This window comes from Bacillus sp. CCB-MMP212 (genome assembly GCF_022748145.1).
GTDB lineage: Bacteria > Bacillota > Bacilli > Bacillales > Bacillaceae_G > Bacillus_A > Bacillus_A cereus.
In genome coordinates, this window is record NZ_JALDQE010000005.1 from 155,691 (window position 1) to 173,135 (window position 17,445).

Genomic DNA, 17,445 nt, shown 5'->3' on the forward strand with positions numbered 1-17,445 from the left:
TCCTCCTTCAATAAATTACGGATCTTTCTTATAGTAAATGCCTATATATATTTAATGGTTACTTGAAATTTTTTCATTATAAAAGGAGTATGTACAGAAAATGGAAAATATTATATATGAAGTTAAAGTGCATTTTTTGAAAAGATTCAAGCGAGATAGTGCGTATATTAATACATTTAAGTGAATGTATTTTGTTTAGGGAGAAATGATGGGAGGAGATGCAATTTTGGCTAAAAAAAAAAAAAGAAATGATGCTTTGGCAATAGGTGTCGGTATAGGGGTTGTAATCGGTGTATTTCAAGGGCACTTTACAAATAATTTAATAATCGGAATTGTGATTGGGATTATAATTGGGATTGCGTTTTTGAAGAAATAATGAGATGTAAATTCATTTCAAAAATTGTTGTATCAAAAGAATGAAAATTCGGAATACGAAACCTGTTTTTCCTTTTTTTGTGCTATTATATATGAAAAGGAAGGTGATGGATATGTCAACAAACAATCAAATAGAACAAAACTGTTTCATTTGCGAAAAACATAAAGGAAATATTATAGTTCCAGGTAGAGCTATTTACGAAGATGAACTCGTTTACGTTGGACATGTCTACTGGGATAGTGAAGAAACATACCTAGGTTATGTAATGATAGATATAAAAAGACATGTACCTGGACTTGCTGAACTAACAGATGAAGAAGCGAAAGCGTTCGGACTTATAACAAGTAGAGTAAGTAAAGCGCTAAAAGAAAGCGAAGGTGCAGAGCATATTTACACTTTTGTTTCAGGAAATGGTGTACCACATATGCATATGCACATTATTCCACGTTATCCCAATACACCAAAAGAATTTTGGTCACCAACCGAAGTAGCGAAATGGACTGGTGCACCATATGGTGATGAAGAGAAAATAAAAAAACTATGCGAAAGAATACGTAAGTATATGGTAAATGAGTATGCATACAACAAATAATACACAATATTCATGGGTTGGAAATATAGAAATGTGTTTAGGAGAAATTTCAGTTAAGCAATATGGTGATATTGTACTTGGTAAATATGGCGGGAATATAAGTGCTGGAGCGAAAAAGAATGAAGATGGTGCATTAGTTTGGTCAAATGGTGAATGGGAATTTGCAGCTATATTAGATGGACATAATAGTGCAGAAAGTGTTGATTTAGTAGTAAATACAATCGAAAAAGAATATGAAAATATAAGCGTAATTTTGAATGAACCAATTGATACAGTATTTCAGTCTGTTGAAAATCATATACTTACAATTTTTCAGTCATCTTCATTTAAGGAAAAGTGCAAAAGAATACAAGGTGAAACAGCTTGCTTACTATGTGTAAGAAAAGAAAATTATATATGGTGGCTTTCTATTGGTGATTGTTTAGTTTATGTATTTCACGAAGAGTTACATAAGTTAGGACAATATGCATTAAATCAACGTCATTTTTACGAATGGATTGGAAATGTAAACACATTTGATTTACCTGTTCCTTGTTATTCATCAGGTATTCGTGAATTACGTACTGGAAAGAACCGAATTGTAATGGTGACAGATGGAGTATTAGAATGCGGGGAACGCCGATATGAAACGCCAGTAAATCTGTATAATAATATGAATAGAAATAATAAAAAACTTGAAGAAAGTGTTCATCATGTATTAGAGCACGTTCATCATCAATTCGGACGCGATAGTGCGACTATAATTAGTTGGGACGTTGAAAATAAAGAGAGTGCTACGTATCCGAGTAATCAGCCGGAGAAAAGGTAAAGGAGGAGACATCACTGTTTTTAGTTAAAGTAATTTTATTAGTATTATGGATCATATTTGTAGTTATTTTGGAAAAAGTAGTGAGAAAAAAATTAAATATACCGAAACAAACTGCCTGGAATAGTAAATATGTAAACAACTTTCATAAATGGGGCACTAGGGCTCTTATTATTTCTTATATAATTGTTACGATGATATGTGCTACTTTAAATCCCGTTTATATTAGTAATTTACCCATTTTATTTTTAATAACTTTATACTGCTTTCAATCATTTATGGAGTGGAAATTTAATAAAGAATCGAGGGAATATGTCATTTCTTTAGGGACAGTTCCATTATTAATAATAACAGGAATTATGTTTAATCTCTTCTTTTATAGTTATTGGATTTAATCATATGTGGAATGAACGGAGTGACAAAATGAAAATACCTAAATTACGTGCTGAAGTAATGATTGTAAACGACGAACATTCAAAAGTACTAGTACAATGTGATGAGAATGAATCATTTTATCGTTTTACAGGTGGCTCTATTGAATTTGGTGAAACGTCAAAAGAAGCAATAATTCGAGAGTTAATAGAAGAATACGATTTGAAAGTTGATGTTCAAGAGTTAGCAATTGTAAATGAACATATTTTTGAGTGGGGCAACGAAAATGGTCATCATTGTACATTGATACATTGGGGGACTGTTGAAAAAATCATTACAAATGAAATAAGGCATAAAGAGCATGAGGATATTATATTAATTTGGAAAAGTCTAGAGGAATTACAGGAGAAGCCGACATATCCTGAAGGCATCATAAGTTATTTAGAAGGGGATAACCGTAATATAGTCCAATTTATTTCAAGTAATTAAATGAAATAATAGGAGGGGTGAAAATGGGAGCTTCTACTTTTTGGATTATAACTATTGTTTTTTGTATAGCTGTCTACTTTCTCGATAAGTTTTTAAGAAAAAAATTGAATATGCCCAAGGGTGGTTTTTGGGGATATAAGAAACATGTAAATAGTTTACATAAAAAATTGGAAATAGGACTACTTTTTATTTATTTAATAACTAGCTTTATATTTATCTTTAAATTTGAAAGTGTTAATATCGCTTATGTCATTTTTTCTTATTTAGGTGGGACGTTAATCTTAAGAGCATTGATGGAATGGAAGTATGATAAAGAATCGAAAGAATATATATTTTCGATAATTGGGGTATTCACGTTTATTTTTATGACTTCGATACTATTTTACTTCTTTCCACCTGCTGTATAATAAAAATTTGATAGTACAAATAATGAAATAACTAATAAGCAAGAAACCATTTACTACTAAATGGTTTCTTGTTTATTTAAGCATTTATTTTAGTTAATATAGATGTAATGAAATTAGTTTTATCCTCTGCATACTTATGTTTATCAGTAGGATTAGCTTGTGAAAGTTGAATCTTTAACTGTTCATACTGCATGCGTGCAGTTTTATTGTCTATTAAGTAATCACGAAATTGTAATTGTTCTATTAAATATGTATTCCCTTGTTCATACATATGAATTTGATGAGTTCTTGGTTCACCTTTATTAAAGTAGTATCTTTCGGGTAATACTTCTTTTCTATATTTATAGTTTAGTAGTTCTAACTTTTTAATACAATGTATACCGTCCGTATAATTTTCTAATTCAATTGCTATATCAATAATTGGCTTTGCACTTAAATATGGAATAGAAGTACTACCAATATGGTGTATCGCTAAAATATGTTCGCCAATTTGTTCCTCAATGATTTGTTTCTCTTTCATAAACTCAATTTCCCATTCTTCAGTCCACGGCACTAAAAACACTTCCCCATACGGTAAACCTAACATTTAATTAGCACCTCTTTCAAAATAGTTTTCAAAAAGTTTATTACATCTTCTTAAAGCTTCTCAAAACAAGGTATTCCCACAATCTCCAAGGAAGAATCTTCTTCGTAAAGATCATAAATTTTACACCTTTTCCAATAGGATATCGTAAAGTAGTACGCTTTTTTTCAGCAATTTCAACGATTTTATTAGCAACATCTATCGGATTACCAAATGTATCACTACCGCTATTAATATGTTTTTGTATTTTATCCATATATTCTTTGTAAGGAGATGTTGTATCAGATTGGTTTTCAGCTAGTTGTTTACCAACCTCCCATATATTTGTGTTGTAAGAACCAGGTTCAATTAAAGCGACATCTATTCCGAAAGGTTTTAATTCTAAGCGAAGCGATTCACTCCAGCCTTCTAATGCATATTTTGAAGATACATAAGGAGATAAACCAGGAAATCCAACTTGGCCGCTAATGCTGCTTATATTAATGATTTTTCCGCTTCTTTGTTCTCTCATATATGGTAAAACAAGCTGAGTGATTGATATAGCTCCAAAAAGGTTCGTTTCAAATTGCTTTCGATATTCGTCTACTGGGATTTCTTCTACAAAGCCCCCATTTGCATATCCTGCATTATTTATAAGGAGATCTATTCTATTAATTTCTTTTAAAAACAATTGGAAATTATGTATAGAATTTTGATCTGTTACATCTAATTGTTGAACTTTTATATTGTGCTGTAAGTTAAGTTGAGTAACTTGGGATAGTAAGGTTCCTTGTTTTTCAAGGTTTCGCATTGTAGCGATAACTAAATAATCTTTTTTTGCGAGTTCGAGTGTAGTTAATAGTCCAAATCCACTTGAGGCTCCAGTAATTATTGCGATTTTTTTATTCATTTTTCGCCAGCTTTCTTTTTCTTTTATCATAACGAGTTATGATAAGAAAATCTATTATTCTTACATTCAGTATGAAATGAATTTGTATGTAAAAAAGGAGATTATAGGGAATCAGCGTATATAGAGTAGTGTATATTAATATGATAATGAAATGAGGGAAGAAAAATGGTCCATGTAAAAGCTGTATTAGCAGATCAGCTATTAGCGAATGCAAATGATCCCAGTTGGTATATGCCATTTTCAGATGCAGTTAAGGATTTATCTGAGAGGGAAGCTTTCTGGAAACCGAATGAAGAGAGTAATAGTATAGCTGAAATCGTACAACATTTACTGTATTGGAACTCTACGTGGCAAACTAGGTATAAAGAATCAAATGTGAATGCAGTACCCGCTATAGGAGATAATAACAAAAGTTTTATGCTCTCAGATAATCAAACTTTCGATGAATTACGGGAAAAACTACTAGAAAAACTGTTACAATGGCAAAATCTCATAAATGAAGAAAAGGTTGAAAGTGATGTAGTGGGATTTCCTGTTTCTGCAAAGTGGTGGGAAGTGCTAGCGAATGTAACAACTCATAATGCATATCATATTGGTCAAATTATTTACATCCGAAAATTACAGAAGAGCTTTGATAATGAATAAAGTAACAATTCTCTTATTAAGGGAACAAAAGTGGACAAAACGAGACAAACGTCTCATTTTGTCCACTTTTTTATTGTTTAAAGATAGAGAAAACCTATTAAAACAAGGATTCGAAATTGGCACAATACTTGCAATATAAAAGACGAACAAGAAAATAGGAGGGCTGGACATGTTAAAAACAACTGAAAGTAAAGGGAATGAAATTACGAAAGAACAAGCTCGTTGGATGTACGAAAAAATGTTAGAAATTCGTAAGTTTGAAGATAAGGTGCATGAATTGTTCGCGCAAGGCGTTTTGCCAGGTTTCGTTCATTTATACGCAGGTGAAGAAGCGGTAGCAGTTGGTGTATGTGCCCACTTAACGGATAGTGACAGTATTACAAGTACACATAGAGGTCATGGACATTGTATCGCAAAAGGTTGTGATTTAAATGGTATGATGGCTGAACTTTTTGGGAAAGCGACAGGATTATGTAAAGGAAAAGGCGGTTCCATGCATATTGCCGATTTAGATAAAGGAATGCTAGGTGCGAATGGCATTGTAGGCGGCGGTTTCCCACTTGCTTGCGGTTCAGCATTAACAGCTAAATATAAAGGAACAAAAGATGTAAGTGTTTGCTTCTTCGGTGACGGAGCAAATAATGAAGGAACATTCCATGAAGGGGTTAATTTAGCGGCGATTTGGAAGTTACCAGTTATTTTTATTGCAGAAAATAACGGTTACGGTGAAGCAACTACATTTGAATATGCTTCAAGTTGTGATTCTATCGCTGATCGCGCAAAAGCTTATAATATTCCAGGTGTTCAAGTAGATGGAAAAGATCTTCTAGCTGTATATAAAGCTGCTGCAGAAGCAGTGGAACGTGCGCGTAATGGGGATGGTCCAACAATTATTGAATGTATGACATATCGTAATTATGGTCATTTCGAAGGTGAAGCGCAAACATATAAAACATCAGAAGAAAAAGAAGAACATTTAAATGAAAAAGATGCAATTGTGAATTTCCGTAAGCATTTAATTCATGAAGGTTTATTAACGGAATCTGAACTTGTTGATATGGAAAACGCAGTAGATGATGCAGTACAAAGATCCATTGAATTTAGTGAAAATAGTCCATACCCAGACGATGAAGAATTATTAAAAGATGTATACGTTTCTTACAAATAAGAGGAGGGTGAAAAATTATGACTAGAACAGTAAGTATGTCAACTGCAATTAATGAAGCGATGAAAATCTCAATGCGTCGTGATGAAAATGTAATTTTAATAGGTGAAGATGTTGCAGGCGGTGCACAAGTTGATCATCTGCAAGATGATGAAGCTTGGGGTGGTGTTCTTGGTGTTACGAAAGGACTTGTACAAGAGTTTGGCCGAAATCGTATATTGGATACACCAATTTCTGAAGCGGGTTATATGGGAGCTGCGATGGCAGCTGCTGCAACTGGGTTACGTCCGATTGCTGAGTTAATGTTTAATGATTTTATCGGTAGTTGTCTTGATCAAGTATTAAACCAAGGTGCGAAATTCCGTTATATGTTTGGAGGTAAAGCAAAAGTACCCGTTACAGTACGTACGATGCATGGCGCTGGTTTTAGTGCAGCAGCTCAACATTCACAAAGTTTGTACGCATTATTTACGAGCATACCAGGTATTAAAGTTGTTGTTCCTTCCACACCGTATGATGCAAAAGGCTTATTATTAGCGGCAATTGAAGATGATGATCCAGTAATCTTCTTTGAGGATAAAACACTTTACAATATGAAAGGTGAAGTGCCAGAAGGATACTATACAATTCCATTAGGAAAAGCAGATATTAAACGGGAAGGTTCTGATGTAACAATTGTCGCAATCGGAAAGCAAGTTCATACAGCGCTTGCAGCTGCAAAGCAATTATCGAAAAAGGGGCTTGAAGTAGAAGTAATTGATCCACGATCTTTATCACCACTTGATGAAGATACTATTTTATCATCTGTTGAAAAAACAAATCGTCTTATCGTCATTGACGAAGCGAATCCTAGATGTAGTATTGCAACAGATATTGCGGCAATTGTAGCGGATAAAGGTTTTGATTTGTTAGATGCACCTATTAAACGAATTACAGCACCACATACACCTGTTCCGTTCTCACCACCACTTGAAAAGTTGTATTTGCCAACACCAGAAAAAGTAATTGAAACTGTATCAGAAATGATCGGAGACCAATCTTTATTACATGTGTAATAAAACGATGAGAAGGGAGAGAGAGACATGGCTGTAGAAGTTGTAATGCCGAAGTTAGGTATGGCGATGAAAGAAGGTATTATTACGAGCTGGAATATTAAAGCAGGCGATAATGTAGCAAAAGGAGAACTAATTGCTAGTATTAATTCAGAAAAAATTGAAACGGAAATTGAAGCGCCAGCTGATGGTACGGTACTTGATATAGCTGTAAGTGAAGATGAAGGAGTGCCGCCTGGTACTGTAATTTGCTACATCGGTAAACCGAATGAAAAGGTAGAAATGCAGGAAAGCACACATGTTGTAGAAGAAAAAACATCTAATATAGAAGTACAAAATGTACAAAATCAAGAAGCAAATGGGAAAGAAGTATCGAAGCAAAGAATTAAAATTTCACCTGTAGCCAAGAAAATTGCAAAGTCTGAAAATCTGGATATCAAGGCATTAGTTGGTACAGGTCCTGGCGGAAGGATTACAAAGGCAGATGTATTAAAAGTACTTGAGGTAAGAGTAAACGTTCCGGAAATATCTGAACGAGAAGAAAGTAAAGCGATTCCTGTTACTGGTATGCGTAAAGCAATCGCAAATCGTATGCACGCAAGCTTACAAAATAGCGCACAATTAACGTTAACGATGAAAGTAGATGTAACAGATTTAGTTGCTTTACATAAAGAAATAGCGGAAGTTGTACAAAAAAGATATGATAATAAATTAACTATTACGGATTTCGTCTCGCATGCTGTTGTATTAGCACTTGGAGAGCATAAAGAAATGAACAGCGCTTATATAGATGATGCAATCCATCAATTTGAACATGTGCATTTAGGCATGGCAGTCGCATTAGAAAAAGGGTTAGTCGTTCCAGCTATTCGCTTTGCAAATAATTTATCTTTAGTAGAGTTGTCTAAAGAGATTAAGAATGTGGCACAAAAGGCACGAGCAGGTAGCTTAAGTAGTGATGATATGCACGGAACGACATTTACAATTAGTAATTTAGGTAGCTTTGGTATTGAATATTTCACACCGGTATTAAATACACCTGAAACTGGTATTTTAGGTGTAGGTGCAATTGAACATGTTCCTGTATTTAAAGGGAAAAAATTAAGAAAAGGAAGTATGTTACCTTTAAGTTTAACATTCGATCATCGTGTATTAGACGGTGCACCAGCAGCTGCATTTTTACGCACAATTAAACATTATTTAGAAGAACCTATAACAATTCTTTTATAAAGAGAAGGTGAGAGAATGAGTAAATTAGTTGTTATTGGGGGCGGACCTGCTGGCTATGTAGCAGCAATTACCGCGGCTCAAAATGGCAAAGATGTCACTCTTATTGATGAAGCTGACCTTGGCGGAACATGTTTAAATGTTGGGTGTATGCCGACGAAATCACTGTTAGAAAGTGCTGAAGTACATGACATTGTGAGAAAAGCGAATGATTATGGGGTTACGCTTAATACAGGAAGTATATCAATTGATTGGGATCAAATACAGGCGAGGAAATCACAAATCGTAATGCAACTCGTCCAAGGAATACAATATTTAATGAAGAAAAATAAAATTAAAGTTGTAAAAGGAAAAGCGAAATTCGAAACGGATCATCGTATGCGAGTTGTACAAGGAAATAAAGAAGAAGTAGTTGATGGAGAGAGCTTTATTATCGCAGCTGGTTCCGAACCTACAGAATTACCATTCGCTCCGTTTGATGGAAAATGGATTTTAAATAGTAGCCATGCTATGTCTCTTGAGAGTGTACCATCTTCATTGTTAATCGTTGGTGGTGGTGTAATAGGATGCGAGTTTGCAAGCATTTATAGTAGACTTGGCACAAAAGTATCGATAGTTGAAATGGCACCGCAATTAATACCTGGTGAAGATGAAGATATCGCGAATACTTTAAGAGAGAAATTAGAAAAAGATGGGGTGAAAATTTTTACGGGAGCATTTTTAAAAGGTTTAAATAACTATAAGAAGCAAGCTTCATTTGAATACGAGGGAATTACTCATGAAGTAACTCCAGAATTTGTTCTTGTTTCTGTAGGAAGAAAACCACGAGTGCAACAATTAGGATTAGAAAAGGCAGGGGTTCAGTTTTCAAATAAAGGGATTGCTGTGAATGAACATATGCAAACGAACGTATCGCATATTTACGCAGCTGGTGATGTGATCGGTGGAATTCAGCTTGCTCATGTTGCCTTCCATGAAGGAACGACAGCAGCATTACACGCAAGCGGAGAAGACGTGAAAGTAAATTATCACGCTGTGCCCCGTTGTATATACACAGCTCCAGAAATAGCTAGTGTCGGGTTAAGTGAAAAAGGTGCAAGAGAACAATATGGTGATATTCTCATCGGAGAATTTCCTTTTACAGCGAACGGAAAAGCTCTTATTTTAGGAGAACAAGTAGGTAAAGTAAAAGTCATTGTAGAACCTAAATACCAAGAAATTGTAGGGATTTCTATTATCGGTCCTCATGCAACTGAACTTATTGGTCAAGGAACCATAATGATTCATACAGAAGTTACCGCTGATATAATGAGAGATTATATTGCAGCACACCCTACTTTATCAGAAGCAATTCATGAAGCGTTAATGCAAGCGGTAGGACATGCTGTACATGCTTAAATGGAAATATAATAAACCACTATTCTCTAAACAAATAAGAGAATAGTGGTTTGATTTTTTATTAATAGAATATCCTATTATTTTTTAATTTCAATCGCTGAAGTAATATCGTTCCAATCAGGAGCTAAATTAGCAGTTTTACCATACCAATCAGCGTGTTTAAATATAACACCTTTTCCTAATCCTTGTGTAGAAGTATGCTCCCAAAGTGTCGTTGAATAACTTGCAGAAGGTGACGCTGTACTTACAGAAGAAATTCTGTCATTCCAGCTAGATGGTAAGTTTTTAAAGCCGCTGCTCCAGTAAATATATTGACCACCTTTATCTTTATGTTCGTAAAAATCAGTACTACCAGCACCGCTACCTAAAGGATTAATATTATTTTTAATTGCTTTTTTATCCTTTGCAATATACGCATCCAATGTTTCACGGCTAGTAAAACCATAAGCTAGCCAATCTCCATTTTCATTTTGCTCTGGTAATACCATAGTAATTTGGATATCTTTCTTATCCTGATCACTTAATTTTGCAAATGAATTAACATTTTGTTCATCCACTTTTAAATAATCAAATGACTTAATTGTGTTACTTTTTTCCTCAGCACTTACTGCACCTAGTCCTCCAGTTAATGCAAAACCTGCTACTAATGTCCCTGCTACTAATTTCTTCAACATATAACCATCCCTTTTTGTTTGAATTTTTGTACAGGTGAATCTTGTACAGCTAAAATGTATTCTAATTTTATACTTTTGTAAATATTCTGAAGTTTTAGAAATAATAGGCGGAATATTTACATTTTTACATTATTTCTTTAGAAAAAATGGTTATTGGAATGATATAATAAGTGGATGTATTGCTTTTACTGGATGTAAAGATATTTTAGGAGAGGTGTCATTGAAATATTTTACAAGAGAATGGTATAAAAAAATGCAAGTTTTAGAATTTATAAGTTTTATAGAGTCTATAAAAGAATGGTCGGAAATGGATATACAAAGTTTAAAGGAAGAAATAGAGGAAAGGAAAATAGATTTATTAAAATTCCTTCCTGAATCGATATACTCAATTATACAAAACATAACAATTAATTCAGAATACCCATCAGGTGAACTGAAAAAACTTATGCAAGAGTGGACAACAGATTATGAAAAAAGAATGGCACAATTAGATCAATCATACGTAGAATATTTTAATTCCATTGAGAAAAAACTTCCGTCAAATGTCGCTCAGTTACACAAGACATCACTACACGATAGTGTAATTAAAGTAATAAAGAGAGAATCAGAAGATACTTTGTCTATCGTATTAGATTGCAGTGGTACTTTTAGTGAATTTGATAAACTTGAAGTAACCTTTATAGGAGTAACACAGTGTTCTATGCCGGAAAACTTTGAAAATGCTTGGTGGTTATATCATGAAATAGCTCTTACTGAAGATGGTTTTGAACTTGGCGTTTTATTTGACTCTCCGTTTAGAGAAGTGACGATTTGCGCAGCAGATGTATTACTTGTGAAGAAATAATGTTGTATGGAGTATTACAAACGTTTGACATAATAAAAAAATAAAGTTATTGTAGATACATGAAGTCTACAATAGGAGCTGTACTATGAAATATTCTAAAGCTACAAATTATGCTCTTCATACAATGCTTTTTCTGGCAAAGGCCACACCAAATAAGTTAGTTAGTGTTCACCAATTAGCAGAAATGCAAAATGTTTCACCAACGTACTTGTCTAAAATACTAACTAAGTTGACGAAGGAAGGGATGATACACTCATCATCTGGTCCAAAGGGCGGTTACTCGCTTAGTAAGAATTGGGAAGATATTTCATTTTTAGATATTATACATGCAATTGAAGGCAAAACATCATTGTTTGACTGTTGTTTACATGACAAACCTGGATGTTTAATTAATGAGGCAATGCTCGCAGCAGAAGAGAAAATGGAAGAAGAGTTAAGAAATCAAAAAATCGTAGATCTTGCGAAAAAAATAAAAGTGGATTTTTAATCTGCTTTTATTTTTAAATTAATTAAGGATAAAAAGGCTCTTTAATATCTTTGATTGTAGTTAGAAAATGATATGAAGAAGGAGAGAAGATGATGAATAATTTTTGGAATGATCGATATAAATCAGATGAATATTTTTACGGGGAAGAACCTAATACATTTATTAAAGAACAAGCATTTCGTTTAGCAAATCACAATAAAGTAATAGCATTTGCGGAGGGAGAAGGTAGAAATGCTGTATTTCTAGCAAGACAAGGGAACGAAGTAACAGCTATTGATTATTCGGAAGATGGATTAGAAAAGACAAAAAAATTGGCAGAGAAGCATAACGTAAACGTGCATACAAAAAAAGTAGATTTATTAGCTGATAGTTTGCCAGAAAATGAATATGATGCGGCAATTATGGTATTTGGACATTTTCATGATGATTATAAAAAAATGATATTAGATAAAATGATACAAACGATAAAACCTGGTGGATTAATTATGTTTGAAGTTTACTCAAAAAAACAAATAAACAATTGTACTGGTGGACCAAAAGATGTTGATATGCTGTATGATCCAATTGATATCCTTACTTGGTGTGAAGAACATAAGATAATTCATTTCTTTAATGGAGAACAAGAGCGAGTTGAAGGGAAAGGGCACACTGGTTTAGCTGATGTTATTCAAGTTGTTATTAGAAAATTAATATAAGTGTTAAATGTATGAATGTAAAAAGACCAGTCGTATAAGACTGGTCTTTCTATTTAGATACTAAATTATCAAGCTTCCAATATGTATTTGTTAACGGCGCAGCTTTGCTATCTATGTATAAATACATATTATTTAAATCTTTTGGTGAAGTTTTCAGTTCAAATATAACGTCAGTAGTTAAAGAGAATTCGTGTGGAACATTTTTATAGTGCTCGTCATCTATCGGATGAGCTTCACCTTCATATTTCTCACCAGTTTTTTCATCTTGTATGAAATATTTTATTTCCGAAAGATCAATAGTTTGTCCATCGTCTCGAACATTATTAATCATAACACGAGTAGTAAGGCGCCGCTCTTTGTCTATTTTTTCAAACTTTGCATTCTCAACTGTCGCTCTATAGTATTCATTTTTAACTATTTCTCCATAGTGCATTGCATTCTTTTCGAGAGCGCTCTTTTCTTGTTTTGATGTAGTATTGCTATTACATCCTGTTAATATTCCTGTAAATAATAATGCTGTACAAGTTACTTTAATTAAAGAGTTCATAGTAATTCCTTTCTGTATTAAAAAGTAAAACATAGGAATAATTTTACAACAATAAGGAAATAAGTAGAAGCCTTTTAGTAAAATATGCAAATGTACATTTATTCGGTATTTGAGTTAATAAAATGGAAAAAGGGGGGGGAACCTGCATAAAAACGGAAGGAAAAGGATTGAAAATATTGTGAAACGGAAGAAACGTGCATATAATTAACATAAAGTTTAAATTTCTGAATCTTCAATAACGGTGGTGATAACATGTTTACTGAAGAACGTCGAGAGAGAATCTTAGAACTACTTAATACAGATGGAAGAGTAATCGCAAAGGAACTTGCGGAAAGATTTGATATGTCTATTGATTCTATAAGAAGAGATTTGTCTATTATGGAGAAGGAAGGTTTATTAAAAAGAACGCACGGAGGTGCAATTAAACTTACGCGAGTGAGAAACTTAGCTGCGGAACCAACTAAACGTTATAGTGATAGTTCAATATATGAGGACACAATCGCAAGAGTTGCAGCATCTTATATACAAGAAGGTGATTCGATTTTTATTGGTGGGGCTTCCGTTCATAATGCGATGCTGAAATATTTACCGGAAATATCATTTACGGTTATTACGAATTCTATAGAAATAGCTGGTTATCTACGAGAATATAAGAATATTGATACGTATTTAATTGGCGGAAAAGTAAAACCTTCAGGGAATATTACTGATACACTTGCTTCTGAATTGATAAGTAGATTTTCTATTGATCTTTATTTCTCTACAGGTGGAGGCATTTCATTACAAGGTATTAGTACTGCAACACCTGAAGTTGCTTATTTTAGTAAAAGAGTAAGTGAAATTGCTAGAAAAAATATTTGTTTAGCCCCGCATAATAAACTTGGAATAGATTGTTTTATAAGAGGAGAGTCTCTAAAAGAAATTGACCTTATTATAACTGACGAAGAGGCTAGTAAAGAAACTGTTCAGGAATTTGAGAAACAAGGTAAACAAGTTGTAATAGCGCCATTATATTCATTTGAAAGGAGTTTGACATGATTGTAAAAGAGCAAGAGTTTCATATAAATGGATTAACTTATACAATTCGTTCTGCAGCTGAGAAAGATGCTGACCAGTTATCGAAAATTAGAGTTCAGATTGATGGAGAAACTGAAAATATGGATAGAGATGCTGGAGAGGGATTTATAGATAATCTAGGATTTCAAAAAATAATAAAAACAGATAGTGAAGAGACGAAGAATCTCTTTTTAGTTGCAGAAGTGCACAATCGAATCGTTGGATTTTCAAGGTGTGAAGGATCAAATTTTAAGAGATTATCTCATAAAGTGGAGTTTGGCGTTTGCATTTTAAAAGAGTTTTGGGGATATAAAATGGGTAAGAGCCTATTACAACAATCTATTAAATGGGCTGACGAAAATGCAGTAAATAAAATATCTTTACAAGTATTAGAGACAAACGAGAAAGCTATTCATCTTTATAAAAAATTAGGTTTTGAAGTAGAAGGCGTTTTGAAAAATGACAAAAGACTATCGGACGGAAAGTATTATAATACGGTAGTGATGGGAAGGTTTACTGATACTTTTCATAAAAGAGGTGAAGAAGTATGTTTTACAGAAGGAAGTACTATGTAGTGAAAAATGAATTCATAGAAGTATTTAATGATCATTTCAATAACACGAACTTACCTAATCAATTAAAGCATGGTTCTAAGCTAATAGGACGCTGGATGAAAGATAATAAGAATGGTACGTCTGAAGTATTTGCTATATGGGAATATGATAGTTATGAACAGTATAAAGAAATAGAATCGAAAATTAGAAGTGACGAGAGGCATATTAGAAGAATACATGAATGGTATGAAAACCATGGCGGGAAAGAATATGTTTTACAGGAGTACATAGTAGAGATGAAAAATGAAGAGTTAGTATGTACTGTAAAGTAATAGAGGGGTGAGGGATAATAGGAATGAAAACAAAATTATATTTTAGTTTAGCATCCACTATTTTATTTGCAATAGCCGTGATTGTTTTCTTTATAAACGGTAATCCACAAAAGTGGTTTTGGTTATGTATTTTCTTTGCTTCCATTATACAAAATATAGTGCTACTAAAAAAGAATAAAGAAGTGCATTAAGATATTCAAATTATTAACATATCTGTGTCGTCTTTCTAGTTTTATTGAAAACGCTTTTATTCAGTTTTATAATAAAAGTATGTTTTTACAGATCTCCAAAACAATGAATAGGGAGATGATACAATGTTAGCTTCACCGTTTTACTTACATACATGGAAAAAGTTTATTAATGAAGGAGTCCTTGATTCGAACCGTATAAACGAAAGAATTTCAGAGTCATGGCATCGATGTAAACAAGCAAATGTGAATCCTCACATGAATAAAGGTCAGAAAATTTTGTCTTCTAATTTTTTTCAAGATCAAAAGAAAAAGAGTGAAATCTTCCTAGATATCGCAATCCCTCAAATACAAAATATGAGAAAAACCATTGATGAACTACAAATGATGGCATTATTAATCGATCCAGATGGTTATGTTCTATCGTTAAGTGGAAATAAACAAACGTTAAAGCGAGCGAAATATATTAATTTTATTGAAGGTGTAAAATGGACGGAAGCAGCTGTGGGGACAAACGCAATAGGAACAGCGCTAGAAATTGAAGAAGCTATTATGATAAGTGGTACTGAACATTACTCCGTGGCATCTCATAGCTGGAGTTGTGCGGCTGCTCCCATTCATAATGATGACGGGAAATTAATTGGTGTTCTAGATTTCTCCTGTCCAATTGAATTTTCGCATCCATATATGCTCGGTATGGTAACTTCAATTGCACATGCGATAGAACGTGAATGTAGCATAAGAGTTCATCAAAATGAATTACACTTAATTCATCGTTTTTTAGATGTCATTGATAGTGATGAACAAGTAGTTATTTGTAATCATCGTGATGTTATCGTTTCTGCGAGTAAGAGCGTTCGTGAACGAATAAATAATTGGTCAAGAATGAAACTTGAAGAGTTAATGCACCATGGATTAGAAACTAAATTAGAGATACCAGTATATAGTAATGAAAGAATGATTGGGAAATGTATGTATTTAAAGGAAAACAAACAAATGAATACATATTCTGCTCTCACATTTATAAAAGGAATTACTTTTCCAGGAGTTACTGGGACAAGCAAAGCATTTCAACACACACTAGAAGAAATTAAGCTTGTTTCACCGACTGAGGCTAGTGTGTATGTATGTGGTGAGACAGGAGTGGGAAAGGAATATGTCGCGAGAGCGATTCATGAAAATAGTCCAAGAAAAGACGGGCCCTTTATAGCTGTTAACTGCGGTTCTTTGCCTAAAGAATTAATGGAAAGTGAATTGTTCGGTTATGCTGAAGGGGCATTTACAGGTGCGCGACGTCAAGGATATAAAGGGAAATTTGAACAAGCGAATGGAGGAACATTATTTTTAGATGAAATTGGTGAAGTACCACCAGAGATGCAAGTAGCATTATTGCGTGTTTTACAAGAACGTACAATAACTCCAATAGGAAGTTCAAAAGAGGTACCAGTAAATATTCGTATTATTACTGCCACACATAAAGATTTACTACGGTTAGTAGAAGAAGGGAAATTCCGTCAAGATTTATATTATCGTTTGCACGTTTATCCGTTATATGTTCCATCGTTAATAGAAAGAAAAGAGGATATCCCATATTTTATACAACACTTTTGCGAACGGAAGAATTGGAATGTTGTATTTCCGAAGAGTATTTGCAATCAATTTTTACAACATACATGGCCCGGAAATATTCGAGAACTAGTAAATGCATTAGAACGCATTTACATTTTGTCGCAAGGACGGGAAATATGCGAAAAACAAGTCGCTCTTTTGATACAAACAATGATGGGAAATCAACAACAACTTGAGTTACAAGTTGAAAATAAAACCGAACATACATTGAATTTTCGCGAAAAAATACAGCGTGATAGCATGATTGAAGCATTACAAAAGACAAACGGAAATGTTTCATTAGCTGCAAAACTATTAGATGTACCCCGTAGTACATTTTATAAACGAATGCAAAAATATAAGTTATAAAGTAGATTTTTGTAATCTACTTTTTCTTTGTGGGCTCATGTTCTGTCGGAATGTGCGCTTACCGGGGAAATAATAGAATTGTTAGAAGGGA

At 33.5% G+C, this 17,445-nt stretch carries 23 protein-coding genes; 19 read left to right on the plus strand and 4 right to left on the minus strand.

Translation table 11 applies throughout. From position 1 onward, the window contains the following. Nucleotides 1-208: 208 nt before the first annotated feature. From MRP26_RS15525 to MRP26_RS15550, 6 genes are all read left to right on the plus strand, one after another. A complete protein-coding gene (locus tag MRP26_RS15525; protein WP_242806281.1) occupies nucleotides 209-376 on the plus strand; it encodes a glycine zipper domain-containing protein in 168 nt (55 codons plus the stop codon). Between the two features lie 91 nt (nucleotides 377-467). Continuing rightward, the gene (locus tag MRP26_RS15530) at nucleotides 468-968 is read left to right on the plus strand and encodes an HIT family protein (protein ID WP_242806282.1); all 501 of its coding nucleotides are present in this window, start codon (nucleotides 468-470) and stop codon (nucleotides 966-968) included. Further along, nucleotides 952-1,776, plus strand: coding sequence for a PP2C family serine/threonine-protein phosphatase (locus MRP26_RS15535; RefSeq protein ID WP_197242660.1), 825 nt, complete (start codon nucleotides 952-954; stop codon nucleotides 1,774-1,776). The genes MRP26_RS15530 and MRP26_RS15535 overlap by 17 nt, the downstream gene beginning before the upstream one ends. A gap of 68 nt (nucleotides 1,777-1,844) precedes the next feature. Next, entirely contained in the window at nucleotides 1,845-2,168 is a 324-nt protein-coding gene (locus tag MRP26_RS15540) for a DUF4181 domain-containing protein (protein ID WP_003274417.1), read from the plus strand. A gap of 4 nt (nucleotides 2,169-2,172) precedes the next feature. Continuing rightward, nucleotides 2,173-2,634, plus strand: coding sequence for an NUDIX domain-containing protein (locus MRP26_RS15545; protein ID WP_445661888.1), 462 nt, complete (start codon nucleotides 2,173-2,175; stop codon nucleotides 2,632-2,634). A 23-nt stretch (nucleotides 2,635-2,657) separates the two neighbouring features. Continuing rightward, nucleotides 2,658-3,041 carry a DUF4181 domain-containing protein gene (locus MRP26_RS15550; RefSeq protein ID WP_242806285.1) on the plus strand — a complete coding sequence of 128 codons (384 nt, stop codon included), beginning with the start codon at nucleotides 2,658-2,660 and terminating at the stop codon, nucleotides 3,039-3,041. A 76-nt stretch (nucleotides 3,042-3,117) separates the two neighbouring features. Here MRP26_RS15550 and MRP26_RS15555 read toward each other — a convergent pair whose 3' ends face one another. Together MRP26_RS15555 and MRP26_RS15560 are read right to left on the minus strand one after the other, a co-directional pair. Next, nucleotides 3,118-3,627 (minus strand): GrpB family protein, encoded by a 510-nt coding sequence (locus MRP26_RS15555; RefSeq protein ID WP_000901177.1) that lies wholly within the window; start codon nucleotides 3,625-3,627, stop codon nucleotides 3,118-3,120. Nucleotides 3,628-3,667: 40 nt separating this feature from the next. Further along, on the minus strand, nucleotides 3,668-4,513 hold the full coding sequence (locus MRP26_RS15560; RefSeq protein ID WP_001034792.1) for an oxidoreductase: 846 nt from the start codon (nucleotides 4,511-4,513) through the stop codon (nucleotides 3,668-3,670). 165 nt (nucleotides 4,514-4,678) lie between these two features. Between MRP26_RS15560 and MRP26_RS15565 the strand changes: the two genes are divergently transcribed. Genes MRP26_RS15565 through lpdA form a run of 6 tightly spaced genes read left to right on the plus strand, consistent with a single transcriptional unit; the run spans nucleotide 4,679 to nucleotide 10,000 of the window. Next, the gene (locus MRP26_RS15565; protein WP_000233778.1) at nucleotides 4,679-5,158 is read left to right on the plus strand and encodes a DinB family protein; all 480 of its coding nucleotides are present in this window, start codon (nucleotides 4,679-4,681) and stop codon (nucleotides 5,156-5,158) included. Next, nucleotides 5,151-5,297 (plus strand): hypothetical protein, encoded by a 147-nt coding sequence (locus MRP26_RS15570; protein WP_001045412.1) that lies wholly within the window; start codon nucleotides 5,151-5,153, stop codon nucleotides 5,295-5,297. The genes MRP26_RS15565 and MRP26_RS15570 overlap by 8 nt, the downstream gene beginning before the upstream one ends. Nucleotides 5,298-5,327: 30 nt before the next feature. After that, nucleotides 5,328-6,326: an acetoin:2,6-dichlorophenolindophenol oxidoreductase subunit alpha gene (acoA, locus tag MRP26_RS15575; RefSeq protein WP_069355732.1), complete on the plus strand. Its 999-nt coding sequence runs from the start codon at nucleotides 5,328-5,330 to the stop codon at nucleotides 6,324-6,326. Between the two features lie 17 nt (nucleotides 6,327-6,343). Further along, nucleotides 6,344-7,378, plus strand: a complete 1,035-nt coding sequence (gene acoB, locus MRP26_RS15580; RefSeq protein WP_000198898.1) for an acetoin:2,6-dichlorophenolindophenol oxidoreductase subunit beta — start codon at nucleotides 6,344-6,346, stop codon at nucleotides 7,376-7,378. A gap of 27 nt (nucleotides 7,379-7,405) precedes the next feature. After that, complete coding sequence (locus tag MRP26_RS15585) at nucleotides 7,406-8,605, plus strand: dihydrolipoamide acetyltransferase family protein (protein WP_000257775.1); 1,200 nt, start codon at nucleotides 7,406-7,408, stop codon at nucleotides 8,603-8,605. A gap of 15 nt (nucleotides 8,606-8,620) precedes the next feature. Then, nucleotides 8,621-10,000: a dihydrolipoyl dehydrogenase gene (lpdA, locus tag MRP26_RS15590; protein ID WP_242806287.1), complete on the plus strand. Its 1,380-nt coding sequence runs from the start codon at nucleotides 8,621-8,623 to the stop codon at nucleotides 9,998-10,000. Nucleotides 10,001-10,077: 77 nt separating this feature from the next. Here lpdA and MRP26_RS15595 read toward each other — a convergent pair whose 3' ends face one another. Further along, on the minus strand, nucleotides 10,078-10,674 hold the full coding sequence (locus tag MRP26_RS15595) for a hypothetical protein (RefSeq protein ID WP_098139586.1): 597 nt from the start codon (nucleotides 10,672-10,674) through the stop codon (nucleotides 10,078-10,080). 220 nt (nucleotides 10,675-10,894) lie between these two features. Between MRP26_RS15595 and MRP26_RS15600 the strand changes: the two genes are divergently transcribed. The 3 genes from MRP26_RS15600 (at nucleotide 10,895) to MRP26_RS15610 (ending at nucleotide 12,700) form a co-directional block, all read left to right on the plus strand. Next, on the plus strand, nucleotides 10,895-11,518 hold the full coding sequence (locus tag MRP26_RS15600; RefSeq protein ID WP_063547502.1) for a DUF4085 domain-containing protein: 624 nt from the start codon (nucleotides 10,895-10,897) through the stop codon (nucleotides 11,516-11,518). Between the two features lie 85 nt (nucleotides 11,519-11,603). Further along, nucleotides 11,604-12,005 (plus strand): Rrf2 family transcriptional regulator, encoded by a 402-nt coding sequence (locus MRP26_RS15605; protein ID WP_000877649.1) that lies wholly within the window; start codon nucleotides 11,604-11,606, stop codon nucleotides 12,003-12,005. An 89-nt stretch (nucleotides 12,006-12,094) separates the two neighbouring features. Continuing rightward, the gene (locus MRP26_RS15610; protein WP_069355728.1) at nucleotides 12,095-12,700 is read left to right on the plus strand and encodes a class I SAM-dependent methyltransferase; all 606 of its coding nucleotides are present in this window, start codon (nucleotides 12,095-12,097) and stop codon (nucleotides 12,698-12,700) included. 49 nt (nucleotides 12,701-12,749) lie between these two features. On the opposite strand, the gene MRP26_RS15615 is transcribed toward MRP26_RS15610, so the two are convergent. After that, a complete protein-coding gene (locus MRP26_RS15615; protein ID WP_075718739.1) occupies nucleotides 12,750-13,247 on the minus strand; it encodes a hypothetical protein in 498 nt (165 codons plus the stop codon). Nucleotides 13,248-13,499: 252 nt separating this feature from the next. On the opposite strand from MRP26_RS15615, the gene MRP26_RS15620 reads away from it, so the two are divergent. The 4 genes from MRP26_RS15620 (at nucleotide 13,500) to MRP26_RS15635 (ending at nucleotide 17,354) form a co-directional block, all read left to right on the plus strand. Continuing rightward, nucleotides 13,500-14,285 (plus strand): DeoR/GlpR family DNA-binding transcription regulator, encoded by a 786-nt coding sequence (locus MRP26_RS15620; RefSeq protein WP_242806289.1) that lies wholly within the window; start codon nucleotides 13,500-13,502, stop codon nucleotides 14,283-14,285. Continuing rightward, nucleotides 14,282-14,878, plus strand: coding sequence for a GNAT family N-acetyltransferase (locus tag MRP26_RS15625; protein WP_000635672.1), 597 nt, complete (start codon nucleotides 14,282-14,284; stop codon nucleotides 14,876-14,878). The genes MRP26_RS15620 and MRP26_RS15625 overlap by 4 nt, the downstream gene beginning before the upstream one ends. Then, a complete protein-coding gene (locus MRP26_RS15630) occupies nucleotides 14,851-15,189 on the plus strand; it encodes an NIPSNAP family protein (RefSeq protein ID WP_000499988.1) in 339 nt (112 codons plus the stop codon). The genes MRP26_RS15625 and MRP26_RS15630 overlap by 28 nt, the downstream gene beginning before the upstream one ends. Nucleotides 15,190-15,503: 314 nt before the next feature. Further along, a complete protein-coding gene (locus tag MRP26_RS15635; RefSeq protein ID WP_242806291.1) occupies nucleotides 15,504-17,354 on the plus strand; it encodes a sigma-54-dependent Fis family transcriptional regulator in 1,851 nt (616 codons plus the stop codon). Nucleotides 17,355-17,445: the final 91 nt, after the last annotated feature.

Coding starts and splice junctions, on each gene's coding strand:
- MRP26_RS15525 (WP_242806281.1), top strand. CDS start 209: ATGGGAGGAGATGCAATTTTGGCTAAAAAAAAAAAAAGAAATGATGCT.
- MRP26_RS15530 (WP_242806282.1), top strand. CDS start 468: ATGAAAAGGAAGGTGATGGATATGTCAACAAACAATCAAATAGAACAA.
- MRP26_RS15535 (WP_197242660.1), top strand. CDS start 952: ATGCATACAACAAATAATACACAATATTCATGGGTTGGAAATATAGAA.
- MRP26_RS15545 (WP_445661888.1), top strand. CDS start 2,173: ATGTGGAATGAACGGAGTGACAAAATGAAAATACCTAAATTACGTGCT.
- MRP26_RS15550 (WP_242806285.1), top strand. CDS start 2,658: ATGGGAGCTTCTACTTTTTGGATTATAACTATTGTTTTTTGTATAGCT.
- MRP26_RS15555 (WP_000901177.1), bottom strand. CDS start 3,627: ATGTTAGGTTTACCGTATGGGGAAGTGTTTTTAGTGCCGTGGACTGAA.
- MRP26_RS15560 (WP_001034792.1), bottom strand. CDS start 4,513: ATGAATAAAAAAATCGCAATAATTACTGGAGCCTCAAGTGGATTTGGA.
- MRP26_RS15565 (WP_000233778.1), top strand. CDS start 4,679: ATGGTCCATGTAAAAGCTGTATTAGCAGATCAGCTATTAGCGAATGCA.
- MRP26_RS15570 (WP_001045412.1), top strand. CDS start 5,151: ATGAATAAAGTAACAATTCTCTTATTAAGGGAACAAAAGTGGACAAAA.
- acoA (WP_069355732.1), top strand. CDS start 5,328: ATGTTAAAAACAACTGAAAGTAAAGGGAATGAAATTACGAAAGAACAA.
- acoB (WP_000198898.1), top strand. CDS start 6,344: ATGACTAGAACAGTAAGTATGTCAACTGCAATTAATGAAGCGATGAAA.
- MRP26_RS15585 (WP_000257775.1), top strand. CDS start 7,406: ATGGCTGTAGAAGTTGTAATGCCGAAGTTAGGTATGGCGATGAAAGAA.
- lpdA (WP_242806287.1), top strand. CDS start 8,621: ATGAGTAAATTAGTTGTTATTGGGGGCGGACCTGCTGGCTATGTAGCA.
- MRP26_RS15595 (WP_098139586.1), bottom strand. CDS start 10,674: ATGTTGAAGAAATTAGTAGCAGGGACATTAGTAGCAGGTTTTGCATTA.
- MRP26_RS15605 (WP_000877649.1), top strand. CDS start 11,604: ATGAAATATTCTAAAGCTACAAATTATGCTCTTCATACAATGCTTTTT.
- MRP26_RS15610 (WP_069355728.1), top strand. CDS start 12,095: ATGATGAATAATTTTTGGAATGATCGATATAAATCAGATGAATATTTT.
- MRP26_RS15615 (WP_075718739.1), bottom strand. CDS start 13,247: ATGAACTCTTTAATTAAAGTAACTTGTACAGCATTATTATTTACAGGA.
- MRP26_RS15620 (WP_242806289.1), top strand. CDS start 13,500: ATGTTTACTGAAGAACGTCGAGAGAGAATCTTAGAACTACTTAATACA.
- MRP26_RS15625 (WP_000635672.1), top strand. CDS start 14,282: ATGATTGTAAAAGAGCAAGAGTTTCATATAAATGGATTAACTTATACA.
- MRP26_RS15630 (WP_000499988.1), top strand. CDS start 14,851: ATGTTTTACAGAAGGAAGTACTATGTAGTGAAAAATGAATTCATAGAA.
- MRP26_RS15635 (WP_242806291.1), top strand. CDS start 15,504: ATGTTAGCTTCACCGTTTTACTTACATACATGGAAAAAGTTTATTAAT.